This is a genomic window from Enterobacter sp. 200527-13 (assembly GCF_027924865.1).
Classification (GTDB): Bacteria; Pseudomonadota; Gammaproteobacteria; order Enterobacterales; family Enterobacteriaceae; genus Enterobacter; species Enterobacter ludwigii.
In genome coordinates this window covers 57,083-73,050 of the sequence record NZ_BSCM01000005.1, presented here as the reverse complement: position 1 = coordinate 73,050, position 15,968 = coordinate 57,083, and the positions used below count along the sequence as shown (strand labels likewise).

At 55.1% G+C, this 15,968-nt stretch carries 13 protein-coding genes; 7 read left to right on the top strand and 6 right to left on the bottom strand.

The genetic code is table 11. The features are described 5' to 3' along the window. Nucleotides 1-120: 120 nt before the first annotated feature. The 4 genes from QMG44_RS16845 to QMG44_RS16830 form a co-directional block, all read right to left on the bottom strand. Nucleotides 121-483: a YibL family ribosome-associated protein gene (locus tag QMG44_RS16845; protein WP_014168086.1), complete on the bottom strand. Its 363-nt coding sequence runs from the start codon at nt 481-483 to the stop codon at nt 121-123. Between the two features lie 58 nt (nt 484-541). Next, complete coding sequence (mtlR, locus tag QMG44_RS16840) at nt 542-1,129, bottom strand: mannitol operon repressor MtlR (RefSeq protein WP_025206446.1); 588 nt, start codon at nt 1,127-1,129, stop codon at nt 542-544. Beyond that, on the bottom strand, nt 1,129-2,277 hold the full coding sequence (gene mtlD, locus QMG44_RS16835) for a mannitol-1-phosphate 5-dehydrogenase (RefSeq protein ID WP_025206445.1): 1,149 nt from the start codon (nt 2,275-2,277) through the stop codon (nt 1,129-1,131). Before mtlD ends, mtlR begins: the two co-directional genes overlap by 1 nt. Before the next feature lie 99 nt (nt 2,278-2,376). Then, the gene (locus QMG44_RS16830) at nt 2,377-4,284 is read right to left on the bottom strand and encodes a PTS mannitol transporter subunit IICBA (protein WP_014168089.1); all 1,908 of its coding nucleotides are present in this window, start codon (nt 4,282-4,284) and stop codon (nt 2,377-2,379) included. A 655-nt stretch (nt 4,285-4,939) separates the two neighbouring features. Between QMG44_RS16830 and QMG44_RS16825 the strand changes: the two genes are divergently transcribed. The 6 genes from QMG44_RS16825 to QMG44_RS16800 all read left to right on the top strand — a co-directional run bounded on the left by QMG44_RS16825 (nt 4,940) and on the right by QMG44_RS16800 (nt 12,091). Next, entirely contained in the window at nt 4,940-5,296 is a 357-nt protein-coding gene (locus QMG44_RS16825) for a DUF3302 domain-containing protein (RefSeq protein WP_086533310.1), read from the top strand. A gap of 2 nt (nt 5,297-5,298) precedes the next feature. After that, nucleotides 5,299-6,435: an HlyD family secretion protein gene (locus tag QMG44_RS16820; RefSeq protein ID WP_014168091.1), complete on the top strand. Its 1,137-nt coding sequence runs from the start codon at nt 5,299-5,301 to the stop codon at nt 6,433-6,435. An 89-nt stretch (nt 6,436-6,524) separates the two neighbouring features. Beyond that, nucleotides 6,525-7,133, top strand: a complete 609-nt coding sequence (locus QMG44_RS16815; protein ID WP_014168092.1) for a glutathione S-transferase — start codon at nt 6,525-6,527, stop codon at nt 7,131-7,133. 103 nt (nt 7,134-7,236) lie between these two features. Then, entirely contained in the window at nt 7,237-8,622 is a 1,386-nt protein-coding gene (gene selA / locus QMG44_RS16810; protein ID WP_020882665.1) for an L-seryl-tRNA(Sec) selenium transferase, read from the top strand. Beyond that, nucleotides 8,619-10,466, top strand: a complete 1,848-nt coding sequence (gene selB / locus QMG44_RS16805) for a selenocysteine-specific translation elongation factor (RefSeq protein ID WP_281853209.1) — start codon at nt 8,619-8,621, stop codon at nt 10,464-10,466. The genes selA and selB overlap by 4 nt, the downstream gene beginning before the upstream one ends. A gap of 86 nt (nt 10,467-10,552) precedes the next feature. Next, nucleotides 10,553-12,091: an aldehyde dehydrogenase family protein gene (locus QMG44_RS16800; protein ID WP_020882663.1), complete on the top strand. Its 1,539-nt coding sequence runs from the start codon at nt 10,553-10,555 to the stop codon at nt 12,089-12,091. Here QMG44_RS16800 and QMG44_RS16795 read toward each other — a convergent pair. Beyond that, a complete protein-coding gene (locus QMG44_RS16795) occupies nt 12,088-13,053 on the bottom strand; it encodes a LysR family transcriptional regulator (RefSeq protein WP_232937819.1) in 966 nt (321 codons plus the stop codon). The two genes, QMG44_RS16800 and QMG44_RS16795, sit on opposite strands and share 4 nt — an antisense overlap. Nucleotides 13,054-13,170: 117 nt before the next feature. Here QMG44_RS16795 and QMG44_RS16790 point away from each other — a divergent pair, with 117 nt between their 5' ends. After that, entirely contained in the window at nt 13,171-13,911 is a 741-nt protein-coding gene (locus QMG44_RS16790; RefSeq protein WP_014168097.1) for a MipA/OmpV family protein, read from the top strand. Between the two features lie 95 nt (nt 13,912-14,006). On the opposite strand, the gene QMG44_RS16785 is transcribed toward QMG44_RS16790, so the two are convergent. After that, nucleotides 14,007-15,962 carry a glycoside hydrolase family 127 protein gene (locus QMG44_RS16785; protein WP_086533108.1) on the bottom strand — a complete coding sequence of 652 codons (1,956 nt, stop codon included), beginning with the start codon at nt 15,960-15,962 and terminating at the stop codon, nt 14,007-14,009. Nucleotides 15,963-15,968: the final 6 nt, after the last annotated feature.

Below are 15,968 nucleotides of genomic sequence, written 5' to 3'. Positions count from 1 at the left end.
AGTGGAATTGTGAACCAGGAAAGTGATTACCGGGAGATTGGTTGGGCCAATTTTAAGCGGTGAGGGGGGCGACGCGGTGTGGTTTTCGCCCTCTCGCCTGGGAGAGAGGGCGGGGGACGATCAAAACGCGGTCTTACAAAAACCCGTCATCTCTTTCAGACCCATTTCGCGACCAAGCTCGGTCATGGGATGAACCACCACCAGGCCACGGACGCTTTTCTTCAGCTTGCCCATGTCGGCCTGCTCTTTTTTAGTGATGGCGCGACGGTGCGGCATGCTCAACAGCTTTTGGGCTTCGTTGCTCAGCTTCTGGCCTTTGACTTCGCGCAGACGCTCGATTTCCGCTTCAAGCTTCTCACTCTCTTTCTCCAGCTCGGCATATTTCTCGGCGGACTCAACCAGCGAGAGACCAGCCATCTGGTGGCGGATCAGATCCAGGCGGTCGCTCAGGCGTTTAATTTCGTTCTTTTCGACTTCTTTCATGACAAATAACTCTGAAAACGGGGAATTTACAGGGAAGGATACACCAATGTGAGCAGGCTTACTTCTGAAACGCTTTTTTTAAGCTGATTCGGGAAATCAGCTCAGTCAGGGAAAGGACCATCGTGGAACGGACAACCTGTTGATAACGCAGCTTTTGCATCGCGTATAGCTCAGGGTCACTGTTATCAAAATGGGGAGCAGGGGGAAGCGCGGTGACGCAGTGTAGCTCGCCGAAGGGGCCAAGGATCTCATCATCGGTAAAGGTGTACTCATTACCGTCATGATTTAACTCTTCGCGCAGCGCCATCAGCAGCTCGGCATCTTCATACTCTTGTCGGTTCAACACGCCAAGACCATAAATCAGCTTCAGACGTACCGATAAATCGCCCAGCGGTCCGTCTCCGTCCAGTAACGGTTCTACAGCATATTTTACCGCGTAGTCGTCTTTGCGAAACACCTGAAGTACCAGAATATTCACCGCCTCGGTTAGCAACTCGACGGCGGCAATCAGGAAACTTCGTACGGTTTTGCCAGCATTCAGACGCTCAAGCACACGATTTTCAAAGGCCTGGGTTTGTTCCATTATTGCCTGCATATCTGACAATCTGTTATTTGGGCGCAGGCTATCCTGCGCCGCACTCTGCATCATTTGATTGCGTTGTAAGCGTTCACCGCCTCCACAACCACGTCGCTGTTGGCATCCAGACCAGAGATCTGCGCCAGCGCACCCTGCGGGCCTTTATCGTTAATCAGCTGAGCCAGCTCCTGCGCCTGTGGATCCTGTTCGCTGCGGTAATGCATCGCGGCGGCAATCCCTTTCACCAGGTTGGCGTGCGCAAGACCATACTCCAGCGTGCCCAGCAGCGGTTTAATCAGGCGATCGCCCGCGCTCAGTTTACGCAGTGGCTGACGGCCTACGCGCTCAACGTCATCTTTCAGATACGGGTTTTCAAAACGACCGAGGATTTTCTGGATGTATGCTGCATGTTTCTCAGCATCAAAACCGTAGCGTTTGATCAGCACCGCGCCGCTCTCTTCCATTGCCCCTTTAACCACCGCACGGATGCTCTCATCGAGGATCGCGTCACGAATGGTCTGATGACCGGCCAATTTTCCGAGGTACGCGGTTATAGCATGCCCGGTGTTCAGCGTGAAGAGTTTACGTTCGACAAAGGCCATCAGGTTATCGGTTAATTCCATCCCCGGAATGGTTGGCAGCGCGCCTTTAAACTGGGTTTTATCGACGATCCACTCGCTGAAGGTTTCCACGGTCACTTCCAGCGGATCGTGGGTGGCGGATTCTGATGGCGGAACGATACGGTCAACGGCGGAATCCACAAAGCCGATGTGCGCTTCCACCCAGGCTTTATCTTCGTCCGCGACGGCGGCGAGCACATGGCCTTTCAGCTGCGTGGTGCCGCGCACCATGTTTTCACAGGCGATGATGTTCAGCGGTGTGTCGATGCCCTGCGCTTTACGTTTTGCCAGGCCTTTCGCCACCGCAGGGGCAATGCGCTCAAGCACCACCGGACCAACGGCCGTGGTCACCAGATCGACACTGGCGATGAGGTCGATAACGTCTTCGCCAATGCTGCTTACCGCATTAACGCCAGACACCGTCTCAACCTGCTCGTTTTCGCCTACCACGTGTACCTGATAGCTATGACGGGCATTCAGGGCATCCAGGACTACCTGATTCACATCGGCGAATGTCAGCGTAATGCCTGCGTCTGCCAGCAGTTTACCGATAAAGCCACGACCGATATTACCTGCGCCAAAATGTAATGCTTTCATAGTATTAACCTTAATCAATGTTTTTACCCGAGAGGGCTGGGGTGAGGCTTTGCCCTCACCCTAACCCTCTCCCCACAGGGGGAGAGGGAAGAGGTTCCGTTACTTGTTCAACAGCGCCAGCACTTCTTCCACGCTGGTGGTGTTGGCCAGACGTTCAATGACAGAGTCGTCATCCAGCGCGTTGGTCAGGCTGGTAATCACCTGGATGTGCTCGTTATTGCGAGCGGCGATACCAATCACCAGGCGGGCGATGTCGTCTTCTTCTTCACCGAAGCGTACACCATCCGGATACTGGCAGAACACCACGCCGGTTTTCAGTACGCGGTCTTTCGCTTCAACCGTACCGTGTGGAACCGCAATGGATTCACCCAGATAGGTTGGGGTCAGCTTTTCACGCTCCAGCATCGCGTCAACGTATTCAGGCTGCACGTAGCCGCCTTTCACCAGCTGTTCACCGGCAAAGCGAATCGCCTCTTCCTTGTGGGACGCCGTGCGGCCCAGGAAGATGTTTTCTGCGCCCAGGCGGAACAGGTGGCTGTCGTTCGCGTCAAAGCTGTCTTTCAGGCTGTCGCGGACTTTGACTTCGTTATCTTCATGACGCTGCGCGGCCACCAGACGTTCGGTCAGGTTGGTGTACAGGCCGCTGTCCAGGAAGTTGGTCAGCGAAATGTGCTGTGCCTGAGGAACCTGACGCATCGCACGTTCGGTTAGATCGCGGTGCGTAATCACCAGGTCAACATCTGCAGGGAGGCTGTTGATGGCGCTGTTGGTGACGGAGATGTTGGTCAGACCCGCATCCTGCACTTTCTTACGTAGCACGCCGGCACCCATGGCGCTGGAACCCATACCCGCGTCACAGGCCACGATGATTTTACGTACGTGGCTCAGGTCGTTAGAGACATCGCCCGCCGCCAGCGGCGTTGCGCCTTTTGATTCGGCTTTCATGTCATGCATACGACGGGTTGCCGCTTCGATATCGTCATCTTCTTTCACTTTGCTGGTTTTCAGCAGGATAGAAGAGACCACGAAGGAGACGGCCATTGCCGCACAGATGGCTGCGATGTTAGCGAAATAGGCACCTTTCGGGGTCATCGCCAGGACCGCCAGGATGGAGCCTGGAGAGGCCGGAGAAACCAGACCACCGCCCAGCACGCTCAGGGTGAACACGCCCGTCATACCGCCGAGGATAACGGCCAGAATCAGACGTGGGTTCATCAGCACGTAAGGGAAGTAAATTTCGTGGATACCGCCCAGGAAGTGGATGATAGCCGCGCCGCCCGCAGACTGTTTCGCACTGCCGCGACCAAAGAACATGTACGCCAGCAGAACACCCATGCCCGGGCCCGGGTTGGCTTCAATCAGGAAGAAGATGGACTTGCCGAGGTCATGAGACTGCTGAATACCCAGCGGTGAGAAGATACCGTGGTTAATGGCGTTGTTGAGGAACAGGATTTTCGCCGGTTCAACAAAGATAGACGCCAGCGGCAGCATGTCGTGCGCAACCATGAAGTTAACGCCTGCCGCCAGAACTTTGGACAGCACTTCAACCGCAGGGCCAATACCGAGGAACGCCAGAATCGCGAGGATCATACCGATGATGCCCGCAGAGAAGTTGTTCACCAGCATTTCGAAGCCGGATTTGATCTTGCCATCAACCCAGACGTCGAATTTCTTAATTGCCCAGCCGCCCAGAGGGCCCGCAATCATTGCACCGAGGAACATCGGCATATCCGCACCGACGATAACCCCCATCGTCGTGATGGCACCCACAACGCCACCACGGTCTCCACCCACCAGACGACCACCGGTAAACCCGATAAGCAGCGGCAGCAGGTAGGTAATCATTGGGCCAACAAGTTTCGCCAGCGTTTCGTTAGGCAACCACCCTGTCGGAATGAACAACGCAGTGATGATACCCCACGCGATAAACGCGCCGATATTTGGCATCACCATATTGCTGAGGAAACGACCAAAGCTTTGAACTTTGATCTTGAAATCGGATGACATAAAACACCCCTTCTTCTGTTTACGCTTAGGCTTGCGGCCCGAGGTTTATTGTTAATGAGGCGGCAGAGGTAGCCGGGCCCTGTTCTGATGCTGTGAAATCTGGCACTGAATCGTTCAACTGTCCAGACGACGGAAATTTGTGTGATATGAATCACGTAAATGTAGGGGGTGCAGACATAAATGAAGTGATCTTCATCACAAAAATAGTGGATAAAAAAAATACGATGGCGATAAATAAAGCAAAAACCACCCACTTCTGTGATGTAAATCACATTTGGTTGTCGTGAGTTTGTTTCTGGATTGTGACTAATTTCACAAAAAATTTTTATGCAGAATTCTCCGGATGTGATCGGCGACAAATTCTGCCTGGCGATTCAACGCCAGGATGTCATGAAGTCACACATAAAGCTAAAAAATGACTTTTCATGTGTGGTATGGCGAAAAGCAATAAGGTACGTTACGCTCATATTGTAAGGTTAAGTCTATTATTGTTCAGGATATATTTTGACACGCTTATAAACTTGCATGGAGATATTATAAAAAACGATACTCCCCGGCTCTGAAATATAAGTACACCTCGTATTTATAAAAAATTAATTAGGTTGCGTACCGTTTTATTAATTTAATGAGTTGACGTTGTTTAAGTGAGGAGAATATGTTTCTCAACTATTTTGCGCTGGGCGTATTGATTTTTGTATTTCTGGTTCTTTTTTACGGAATCATCGCCATCCATGATATTCCTTATAATATGGCCAAAAAACGGAATCATCCCCATGCGGATGCCATTCATACGGCAGGATGGATTAGCCTGTTTACGCTCCATGCGATTTGGCCGTTCCTGTGGATTTGGGCCACGTTGTACCGTGAAGATCGCGGCTGGGGGATGCAGAACCACATCTCAAAACCTGATGAGGTCCCGGGTATGGATGCTCTGACTAAACGTGTGGCCGAATTAGAACAAAAACTGGCAGCAGTATCTCCCACGGCTGACAAGAATACGCTGGAGCACTAATCATGGATCTGCTGATTATTTTGACCTATGTGGCCTTTGCATGGGCCATTTTTAAAATATTCCGTATTCCGGTAAACCAGTGGACCCTCGCGACCGCAACATTAGGTGGGGTGTTTATTGTCGCCGGGCTTATCCTGTTGATGAACTATAACCATCCCTATACCTTTACGGCGCAAAAAGCGGTTATTTCCATTCCGATTACGCCGCAGGTTACTGGGGTAGTGAGTGAAGTTACCGATAAAAATAACCAGCTAATTAAAAAAGGCGAAGTGTTATTTAAACTTGATCCGGGCCGCTATCAGGCGCGCGTCGACAGACTGCAGGCCGACCTGGTCACCGCCACGCACAATATCGACAATCTCAAAGCGCAGCTTGCGGAAGCGGTCGCCAATACCACGCGCGTGTCCGCTGAACGTGACCGCCTGTATAAAGATTACCAGCGCTACCTGAAAGGCAGCCGGGCAAAGGTTAACCCGTTCTCTGAAAGCGATATCGACAACGCACGGCAAAACTATCTGGCGCAGGATGCGCTGGTAAAAGGCTCGGTGGCTGAACAGACGCAAATACAAAGTCAGTTAGACAGTATGGTCAACGGTGAGCAATCCCAGGTTGCTTCCCTGCGTGCTCAGCTTGCTGAAGCGAAATACAACCTGGATCAGACCGTGGTGCGTGCGCCGAGCAATGGCTATATCACGCAGGTGCTGATTCGTCCGGGGACCTATGCTGCCGCGCTGCCGCTGCGCCCGGTCATGGTCTTTATTCCTGAACAGAAACGCCAGATTGTGGCCCAGTTCCGTCAGAACTCGCTGCTGCGTCTGAAGCCGGGCGACGAAGCGGAAGTGGTCTTCAACGCGCTGCCGGGCCAGGTCTTCTCCGGCAAGCTCACCAGTATTCTGCCGGTGGTGCCGGGGGGGTCATACCAGGCGCAGGGTGCGTTGCAGTCGCTGACCGTGATCCCTGGTACCGATGGCGTATTAGGCACTATCGAGCTGGAGCCGAATGCTGATGTCGATGCGCTGCCCGACGGCATTTATGCTCAGGTGGCGGTCTATTCGGATCACTTTGCTCACGTCTCGGTAATGCGTAAGGTGCTGCTGCGTATGACCAGCTGGATGCACTACCTCTATCTCGATCACTAACCTCTTCAGGGCAGGAATGCGACACGCATACCTGCCCTTTTTTCATCGCTTGATCCATACTGACTTTTTTCGGCATCAAGGATCAGGCAATGAAACTTATCGGCAGCTACACCAGTCCCTTCGTGCGAAAAATCTCGATTCTCCTGCTGGAGAAAGGGATTGAATTCGAGTTCGTCAATGAACAGCCTTATCACGCTGAAAACGGTGTGGCGCAGTACAACCCGCTGGGAAAAGTGCCGGCGCTGGTAACAGACGAAGGCCAGTACTGGTTTGATTCCCCCATTATTGCGGAGTACATCGAGCTGCTCGGCGTGGCCCCGGCGATGTTACCGGCCGATCCAAACGCGGCGCTGGCAATGAAGCAAATTGAAGCGCTGGCCGACGGTATTATGGATGCGGCGTTAACGTCCGTACGCGAGCAGGCAAGACCCGCCGCCCAGCAGTCTGAAACGGAACTGTTACGCCAGCGTGAAAAAATCAGCCGCAGCCTGGACTGGTGCGAACAGCTTATCCGGGAGGGAAAAATTCAACCCGATAGCCTGAACCTGGCAACGATAGCCATTGCCTGCGCCATCGGTTATCTCAATTTCCGGCACGTTTCCCCCGGCTGGTGCGTCGACCGTCCATTGCTGGTGAAGCTTGCAGAAACGCTCTTTCAGCGCGAGAGCTTTGCCCGTACCGAACCGCCAAAGGCTTGATGCGGGTTATAACACTTCGCAGCAGGAGGCGGTACAATCCCTTCTTATGTTGACTCCCTCTCCCGTCGGGAGGGGGGATGATATTTACTCGCCAGGCGCTTTCATGACAACTCATCACTCCCTGTACAGCCAGATCCCTGCAACCGACCGTCTTCTTCGCGAGCCGCGCGTGCATGCTGCCGTTGCGCGGTTCGGCCATACCGCGACGGTTGAAATATTACGTCTGCTTCAGGACGAAGCCCGCAGCCATATTCAGACAGAAAATGCATTGCCGGACTGGTGTGCGGCGTGGGGGCTGGAAGTGGAACTGAGGCTCGAGGAGAAAGCACAAAGCGCGTTACGCCCGGTCATCAACCTGACGGGAACCGTGCTGCACACCAACCTTGGTCGCGCTCAACAGGCAGAAGAGGCCGTCGCTGCGGTCGTGCAGGCCATGCGTTCCCCCGTGACGCTTGAGTACGATCTGGACGGCGCAGGGCGCGGACATCGCGATCGGGCGCTGGCGGACCTGCTCTGCGAGCTGACCGGCGCAGAAGATGCCTGCATCGTGAATAACAACGCGGCGGCGGTACTGTTAATGCTGGCAGCGACCGCCAGCGGTAAAGAGGTGGTGGTTTCCCGTGGCGAGCTGGTCGAGATTGGCGGTGCGTTTCGCATTCCGGATGTTATGCGCCAGGCGGGCTGTACCCTGCATGAAGTGGGCACCACCAACCGCACGCATGCAAAAGATTATCGCGCGGCAGTGAATGAAAATACCGGGCTGCTGATGAAGGTCCACACCAGTAATTACCAGATAGCCGGATTCACCAAAACCGTTGAAGAGGCGGAGCTGGCGGAGCTGGGCCGTGAGCTGGGTGTGCCAGTGGTGGCCGACCTCGGTAGCGGTTCGCTGGTCGATCTGAGCCAGTACGGTCTGCCAAAAGAGCCCATGCCGCAGGAGATGATTGCGGCGGGCGTCAGTCTTGTGAGTTTCTCCGGCGACAAACTGCTTGGCGGCCCGCAGGCGGGGATTATCGTGGGTAAACGTGCGCTTATTGCGAAGCTGCAGCAGCACCCGCTCAAGCGTGCACTGCGAGCCGATAAAATGACGCTTGCCGCGCTGGAAGCGACGCTGCGCCTTTATCTCCACCCGGAAAAACTGGCTGAACGTCTGCCCACGCTGCGCCTGCTGGCCCGAGATGCCGCCTCAATTCGCGCCCAGGGTGAGCTGCTCTTGCCACACGTTGCGCCGCACTACCCCGATTTTGACGTGCGCCTTGAAGCTTGTCAGTCGCAGATCGGCAGCGGTTCACTGCCGGTGGACAGGCTGCCCAGCGCAGCGCTCACGTTTACACCCCGTGACGGGCGCGGCAGCCAGCTTGACGCTTTGTCGGCGCGCTGGCGTGCCTTGCCAGCACCGGTTATCGGGCGCATTTACGATGGCCGAATGTGGCTGGATCTACGCTGTCTTGAAGATGAAGCGCGATTTCTGGAGATGCTGTTGAAATGATTATTGCCACCGCCGGTCACGTCGACCACGGAAAAACCACCTTATTACAGGCCCTGACCGGGGTGAATGTCGATCGTCTGCCGGAAGAGAAAAAACGCGGCATGACCATCGATCTGGGCTATGCCTACTGGCCTCAGCCTGATGGCCGGGTGCTGGGTTTTATTGATGTACCGGGACACGAGAAGTTTCTTTCTAACATGCTGGCGGGTGTCGGTGGCATCGATCATGCTCTGCTGGTGGTGGCCTGTGATGACGGCGTGATGGCGCAAACGCGTGAACATCTGGCAATTTTACAGCTGACGGGCAACCCGCAGCTGACCGTTGCGCTGACCAAAGCTGACCGCGTCGATGAGGCGCGACTCAACGCGGTGCGTGAAACCGTGCAGGCGACCTTGCGGGAGTATGGATTTGCCGATGCGCCATTGTTCGTCACCGTGGCGACAGAAGGGCGCGGTATTGACGAATTTCGCCACCATTTGCAGCAGCTTACTTCACGCGAGCATGCCAGCCATCATCGTTTCCGTCTGGCGATCGACCGGGCCTTTACCGTTAAAGGCGCGGGGCTGGTGGTCACCGGTACCGCGCTGAGCGGTGAAGTGAACGTGGGCGATACCTTATGGCTCACGGGTGCCAACGCCCCGATGCGTGTGCGCGGTTTGCATGCGCAGAACCAGCCCGTAGAGCATGCCCATGCCGGGCAGCGGATCGCGCTCAATATTGCGGGCGATGCGGAAAAAGAGAAGCTTAACCGTGGCGACTGGCTGCTGGCCGGTGCACCGCCAGAGCCTTCTGAGCGGGCAATCGTCGCCCTGCAGACGCATGTGCCGCTGACCCAATGGCAGCCGCTGCATATCCACCACGCGGCCAGCCATATCACCGGGCGCGTGTCACTGCTGGAAAACGACCTTGCCGAACTGGTTTTCGATTCGCCACTGTGGCTCGCGGATAATGACCGTCTGGTACTGCGTGACATTTCGGCCCGGGAGACGCTGGCCGGGGCGCGGGTGGTCACGCTCAACCCGCCGCGTCGCGGCAAGCGCAAGCCGGAGTATCTGCAATGGCTGGGAGCGCTGGCGCAGGCCGCGGATGATAAAGCCGCGTTGCTTGTTCATCTTGAGCGTGGTGCCGTCAATCTGAACGATTTCGCATGGGCTCGTCAGCTCAGCGCGGAAGGATTACGCCTGCTGACCCAGGAGCCCGGTTTTATTCAGGCGGGTAACAATTTACTGAATGCCCCGGTCGCAGCATGCTGGCAGCGCAAGGTACTGACCACGCTCGCCACTTACCATGAACAGCATCAGGATGAACCCGGCCCGGGACGTGAACGCCTGCGACGCATGGCGTTGCCGATGGAAAACGATGCGCTGGTGCTGCTGCTGATTGAAAACATGCGCGAAAGTGGGCTGATAAAAAGCCACCACGGCTGGCTGCATCTGCCGGATCACAAAGCCGGGTTCAACGCCGGGCAAGAGGCGATATGGCAGAAAGTGGCCCCGCTGTTTGGCGACGAGCCGTGGTGGGTTCGCGATCTCGCACGTGAAACGAATACCGACGAACAGGTGATGCGCCAGGTGTTGCGCCATGCGGCGCAGCAGGGGTTAATCGTCGCGATCGTGAAAGATCGTTATTACCGTAACGATCGCATTGTGGCGTTTGCTAACCTGATCCGCGAGCTGGATCAGGCGCGAGGCACGACCTGCGCAGCAGATTTCCGCGATCGGCTGAACGTCGGGCGCAAGCTGGCGATTCAGATCCTGGAATATTTCAACCGCATCGGTTTTACCCGTCGTCGTGGCAACGATCATTTATTGCGGGATTCGTTATTATTTCCTGAAACTCCGTGACCCCCGTCGTAAACACCGTTACCGGCTGGCGAGAAAATCGCCAGCCGGAACTACCCTTGTTGTACACCAACAGCAAGGAGACGGTCATGACAAACAATCCTCCCTCATCGCGTATCCAGCCTGGCGAGTATGGTTTTCCCCTCAAGCTGAAGCCCCGTTATGAAAACTTTATCGGCGGCGACTGGGTTGCACCCGTCGGCGGCGAATACTATTCCAACCTGACGCCCGTTACCGGCCAGCCGCTGTGTGAGATAGCCAGCTCCGGCAAGGGGGATATCGACCTGGCGCTGGACGCCGCGCACAAAGCCAAAGACAAATGGGGGCATACCTCTGTTCAGGACAGAGCGGCGATATTGTTCAAAATCGCTGACCGGATGGAACAGAATCTGGAGCTGCTGGCAACGGCGGAAACCTGGGATAACGGCAAGCCAATCCGTGAAACAATGGCGGCAGACGTGCCGCTGGCCATTGACCACTTCCGCTATTTTGCCTCCTGTATTCGCGCTCAGGAGGGCGGAATTAGCGAGGTAGACAGCGACACCGTGGCGTACCACTTCCACGAACCGCTGGGCGTGGTGGGGCAGATCATTCCGTGGAACTTCCCGTTGCTGATGGCGAGCTGGAAAATGGCGCCCGCGCTGGCGGCGGGTAACTGCATTGTGCTCAAACCGGCCCGCCTGACCCCGCTGTCAGTCCTGCTGCTGATGGAAGTCATTGGCGACCTTCTCCCGCCAGGCGTGATTAACGTGGTGAACGGTGCGGGGGGTGAGATAGGGGAATATCTGGCGACCTCAAAACGGATCGCCAAAGTCGCGTTTACCGGGTCGACGGAAGTGGGTCAGCAGATCATGCAGTACGCGACCCAGAACATCATTCCAGTGACCCTGGAGCTGGGCGGTAAATCGCCGAACATTTTCTTCGCCGACGTCATGGAGGAAGAGGATGCCTTCTTCGATAAAGCCCTGGAAGGCTTTGCGCTGTTTGCCTTTAACCAGGGTGAAGTCTGTACCTGCCCAAGCCGCGCGCTGGTGCAGGAGTCTATCTATGAGCGCTTTATGGAGCGAGCCATTCGCCGCGTCGAGTCTATCCGCAGCGGTAACCCGCTTGATAACGTGACCCAGATGGGCGCGCAGGTCTCGCACGGGCAGATGGACACTATCCTCAACTACATTGATATCGGCAAGAAAGAAGGGGCGGATGTCCTGACCGGCGGTCGGCGTAAAATGCTGGGCGGCGATCTGCAGGACGGGTATTACCTGGAGCCGACGATCCTGTTCGGCAAAAACAACATGCGCGTCTTCCAGGAGGAAATTTTCGGACCGGTGCTGGCCGTCACCACCTTCAAAACGATGGAAGAGGCGCTGGAGATTGCTAACGATACGCCGTATGGCCTCGGGGCTGGCGTCTGGAGCCGCAACGGTAATCTGGCTTATAAAATGGGGCGGGGCATTCAGGCCGGGCGCGTGTGGACCAACTGCTACCATGCTTATCCGGCGCACGCGGCCTTTGGGGGCTATAAGCAGTCGGGCATCGGGCGTGAAACCCACAAGATGATGCTGGAGCATTACCAGCAGACGAAATGCCTGCTGGTGAGTTATTCCGATAAACCTCTGGGGCTGTTCTAACCCTCCAGCTCAGGCTGCCCCTGGGCAGCCTGAGCAATTTGCTGACGCAGGCAGTTCAGTACGCCGTCCAGAATGTACTGCACGCCCCAGGGCTGGTATTCACGTTTGCGGAATATCGCCGTCAGGTCGAGCCACCACTCTTCCTGATGGGGGAAGCAGGGAACAAGAGAACCACTCTTAAGCTCTTTTTTCAGGCTTTCTTTCGGCGCAAAAACAATACCGAGATTATTTCGTGCCAGTTCCAGCGCCGTCTGTGTATTGTCGCAAATATAATTTCCGGTCACTCTGTAATCATATACGGTCTCACTACCGTGGACGCGAAAACGCCAGATGTTCGCCTCATCCACCAGCATCGAGTCTATTAAAATACAGGAGTGATTAATTAAATCTTCAGGTCCGGTTAAGGGGTGGTTTTTCAAATATTCTTCTGTGGCAAATGCCGTGACGGAATATTTCGTTAACACACTGGCGACCAGACTTTCATCTTTCGGCTGAGCATAGGTAATGAGAATATCGCAATCATCGGGGAACGAGACCCCTTCGGAATATTCATTACGATCCAGGTTGTATGTTTTTAACGAGATGCGGATATCACCGATGTCTTCAATCTGATGGATCACGTGTCTCGCCAGATACATCACGATACCCGTTGGGGCGTAAATGGTCACTTTTCCGCGCTTCTCATGCTTATAATCAGCAATGAAATTAATGAGCTGGCTATTTTTATCCAGTGTGGCGTCAATGTAGGGGAGTAACGCTTCGCCAAACTGGGTTAGCGCCAGCTGACGGGTCGTGCGCTCAAATACCTTAAGACCGACACGCGTTTCAAAGTCAGAAAGGTATTTACTGACGTTAGCCTGTGCCATGCCCAGCAGGGCTGCGGCATCGCCAATACTGTGGGTGGCTGCGATGACGGAAATAATTTTTAACTCGCGTGGTTTTAGCTGGAACTTATTCATCATGCGCACCCATCTATATGTTTTTATATATAATATTATATAAACTGCAGCGTTGCATTGGCAAATTTGTAACCATTATTATTCGCCTCGCTTGTTTGGCGTCTAAATGGATTACATGTAATGACTATTAAATACAATTTACTCATCGCAGCCACGTTATTTGCAACATCATCTGCAATGGCTGGTGACTTTTCACTTGGGGCGGGGGCTGTATTTAATGAGTCGCCTTATAAAGGTTATAACGAAAATACCACGGCGGTACCGTTAATTAGCTATGAAGGCGACCGGTTTTATATTCGCCAGACCACCGGCGGATGGATCCTGTGGAAAGACGAAAAAAATGAATTCAGCATGACCGCATCGTGGATGCCACTGCGATTTGATCCTGAAGATAACGACGACGCTCAGATGAAACACCTCGATGAGCGTAAAGCATCAGCGTTTCTCGGCGGGGCGTACTACCGCCATGAACACTGGGGCTCGCTGAAAGTGGCGGTCTCGGGTGATGCGATGGATGAGAGTGGCGGCGTGATCGGTGAAATCTCATACTTCCGTCCGGTTCGGATGGAACGTCTGACGCTGACGCCATCGGTAGGTATTTTCTACAGCGACGAAAGCTATAACGATTACTACTACGGCGTATCCGGCAATGAGTCTCGCCGCTCAGGCCTCAATGAATACACCGCAGGTGATAGCTGGACGCCGTATGTGGGTCTCGCGGCTAAATATCAGTTAACCCAGAATCTGTTTATCAACGCCAGCGCGGTCTATACCGTGTTACCTGACGACGTGAAGAACAGTCCGATGATCGACCGCGAAGACAGTTTCGCGCTGATGACCGGCATGTCCTGGCGTTTCTGATCTAAAGCCGGGTGGCGATTGCCTTACCTGGCCTCGGTTTTTATCTCCCGCGCCTGTGGGAGAGGGTTGGGGTGAGGCTGACAGGACAGATGCCTTCAGGCCTCATCCACCCAAATCCGCATTTCCCCTTCTCCCCGGTTTGCCCAACTGAACCACGGAATAAAGGTCAACGTCCGGGGCTGGCGCTGCACCGGGGCGCGATCGTACTGCCACAGTCCCTGCGTGCCTTCCTCATCAGCGTGACGCGCGATGCCCTCCGCCTGAATCAGTATCTTGTGCGCAAAGATCCCTTTTCCTTCAAAGACCCGAAATTCGCTCTGCTCAGGCAGGGAGAGGTTATGCAGGTTCGCGCCATTGTCGGCCTCTTCCAGGCAGTAGACCAGCGGGCCACGCTGCAGCGCGACTTTACCGGCCTGCTGGCGTACCAGCGGGTTACCGTACACGCGGCGGACCGGCATGGGTAAGGTCAGCGTAAGGGTATCTCCCTCCTGCCAGCGGCGGGTGAGGTACAGATACCCCCGGGAGACATCACCCGTGACCCTTTCGCCGTTCAGTGACACGGCCGGGCTTGTGCACCAGTCTGGTAAACGTAGTGCCAGCGTGTGGGTCACCGGGGCAGGTGAGGTGATCTCGATGTTGACCTCTTCCTGCCATGGATAATCACCGCTAATCCGTAGCTGTAAGGTGCCCTCATCTACCGGTATGGCGACGTCGTTCCCCACATAGAGGTTGATAAAGAGCGCGTTCTGACGAACGGTATAGAGATAGTGGCCCAGCGAAGTGAGCACGCGGGCGATATTGGGCGGGCAACAGGCGCAGCCGAACCAGCGCTGGCGAACCGGCTTAACGTGGTCGTAGACATGATTAAATGCCAGTGTTTTAGGGTGTACCTCCAGCGGGTTCACATAGAAGAAATGTTTACCGTCCAGCGCCATGCCGCCCAGTACCGTGTTGTATAAGGCACGCTCCATCACGTCGGCGTACTGGCTGTCCGCTTCCATCTCCAGCATCCGGCGGGCAAACATCATCAGGCCAATGGAGGCGCAGCTTTCGGCATATACCGTATCGTTAGGCAAATCGTAATCGCTGCTGAAGGCTTCGCCACTGCTTTGCGAGCCGATCCCGCCGGTAATATAGAGCTGTCGCTGGGCCATGTTATTCCACAGTCGCAGGCAGTCCTGGCGTTTACCCTCGTCATGACTCAGACGAGCAAGATGCGCCATGCCCGCCATCAGATAGACAAATCGAACCGCGTGGCCGATGGCGGTGTGTTGTTCGGCAAGCGGTTGATGCGCCTGGCTATAGGCTTTGTCCTTGACCATCCACGCCGGGCCGTACGTGTTCCAGTACGATGTCCGGCCCCGTTTCTCATATTCGATATCGTAGAAATGAGGCTGCGTGCCGCGCGTGTCGATAAAATATTTCACAAGGGCCAGGTAACGCGGTTCCTGAGTGACGTCGTAAAGCCGCATAAGCGCCAGCTCAATTTCCGGATGGCCCGGATAACCGTGAAGCTGCTCCTCGCCGGGGCCAAAGACCCGGTCGATATGGTCCGCCAGTTTGCATACCACATCCAGCAGACGGCGTTTTCCGGTCCCCTGAAAATAGGCCACGCCAGCTTCAATCATATGTCCGGCGCAGTACAGTTCGTGGCATTCGGCAAGGTTCGTCCAGCGCTCACCGGGTGCTTTCACCGTGAAGTAGGTGTTGAGATAGCCATCGTCACACTGCGCCGCCGCAATCAGCTCAATCACCTCATCGGCGGTTTTTTCACGTTCCGGGTCGGGCTTCTGGCACAACGACCACGCGACGGCTTCCAGCCATTTCGCCACGTCGCTGTCCTGAAACACCATTCCATAGAACTCCCCCTGTTCCAGCCCTGCCGCAATGCGGAAGTTGGTGATGGCGTGACTCGGTTCGGCTTCGATAACGCGATCGTTTAGCGCATCCCACTGGTAGGGGATCACCACATCACGCACCAGCCGCTGATACTGGCCGAGAAACGGGTCGTTGATGTTCAGTGTGTGCAGGTCGGCTTCCATTATGGACATGTCATT

What these genes read in the sequence shown, in the direction of transcription:
- QMG44_RS16845 (WP_014168086.1), bottom strand. Translation starts at nt 483, where the DNA reads ATGAAAGAAGTCGAAAAGAACGAAATTAAACGCCTGAGCGACCGCCTG.
- mtlR (WP_025206446.1), bottom strand. Translation starts at nt 1,129, where the DNA reads ATGCAGAGTGCGGCGCAGGATAGCCTGCGCCCAAATAACAGATTGTCA.
- mtlD (WP_025206445.1), bottom strand. Translation starts at nt 2,277, where the DNA reads ATGAAAGCATTACATTTTGGCGCAGGTAATATCGGTCGTGGCTTTATC.
- QMG44_RS16830 (WP_014168089.1), bottom strand. Translation starts at nt 4,284, where the DNA reads ATGTCATCCGATTTCAAGATCAAAGTTCAAAGCTTTGGTCGTTTCCTC.
- QMG44_RS16825 (WP_086533310.1), top strand. Translation starts at nt 4,940, where the DNA reads ATGTTTCTCAACTATTTTGCGCTGGGCGTATTGATTTTTGTATTTCTG.
- QMG44_RS16820 (WP_014168091.1), top strand. Translation starts at nt 5,299, where the DNA reads ATGGATCTGCTGATTATTTTGACCTATGTGGCCTTTGCATGGGCCATT.
- QMG44_RS16815 (WP_014168092.1), top strand. Translation starts at nt 6,525, where the DNA reads ATGAAACTTATCGGCAGCTACACCAGTCCCTTCGTGCGAAAAATCTCG.
- selA (WP_020882665.1), top strand. Translation starts at nt 7,237, where the DNA reads ATGACAACTCATCACTCCCTGTACAGCCAGATCCCTGCAACCGACCGT.
- selB (WP_281853209.1), top strand. Translation starts at nt 8,619, where the DNA reads ATGATTATTGCCACCGCCGGTCACGTCGACCACGGAAAAACCACCTTA.
- QMG44_RS16800 (WP_020882663.1), top strand. Translation starts at nt 10,553, where the DNA reads ATGACAAACAATCCTCCCTCATCGCGTATCCAGCCTGGCGAGTATGGT.
- QMG44_RS16795 (WP_232937819.1), bottom strand. Translation starts at nt 13,053, where the DNA reads ATGATGAATAAGTTCCAGCTAAAACCACGCGAGTTAAAAATTATTTCC.
- QMG44_RS16790 (WP_014168097.1), top strand. Translation starts at nt 13,171, where the DNA reads ATGACTATTAAATACAATTTACTCATCGCAGCCACGTTATTTGCAACA.
- QMG44_RS16785 (WP_086533108.1), bottom strand. Translation starts at nt 15,962, where the DNA reads ATGTCCATAATGGAAGCCGACCTGCACACACTGAACATCAACGACCCG.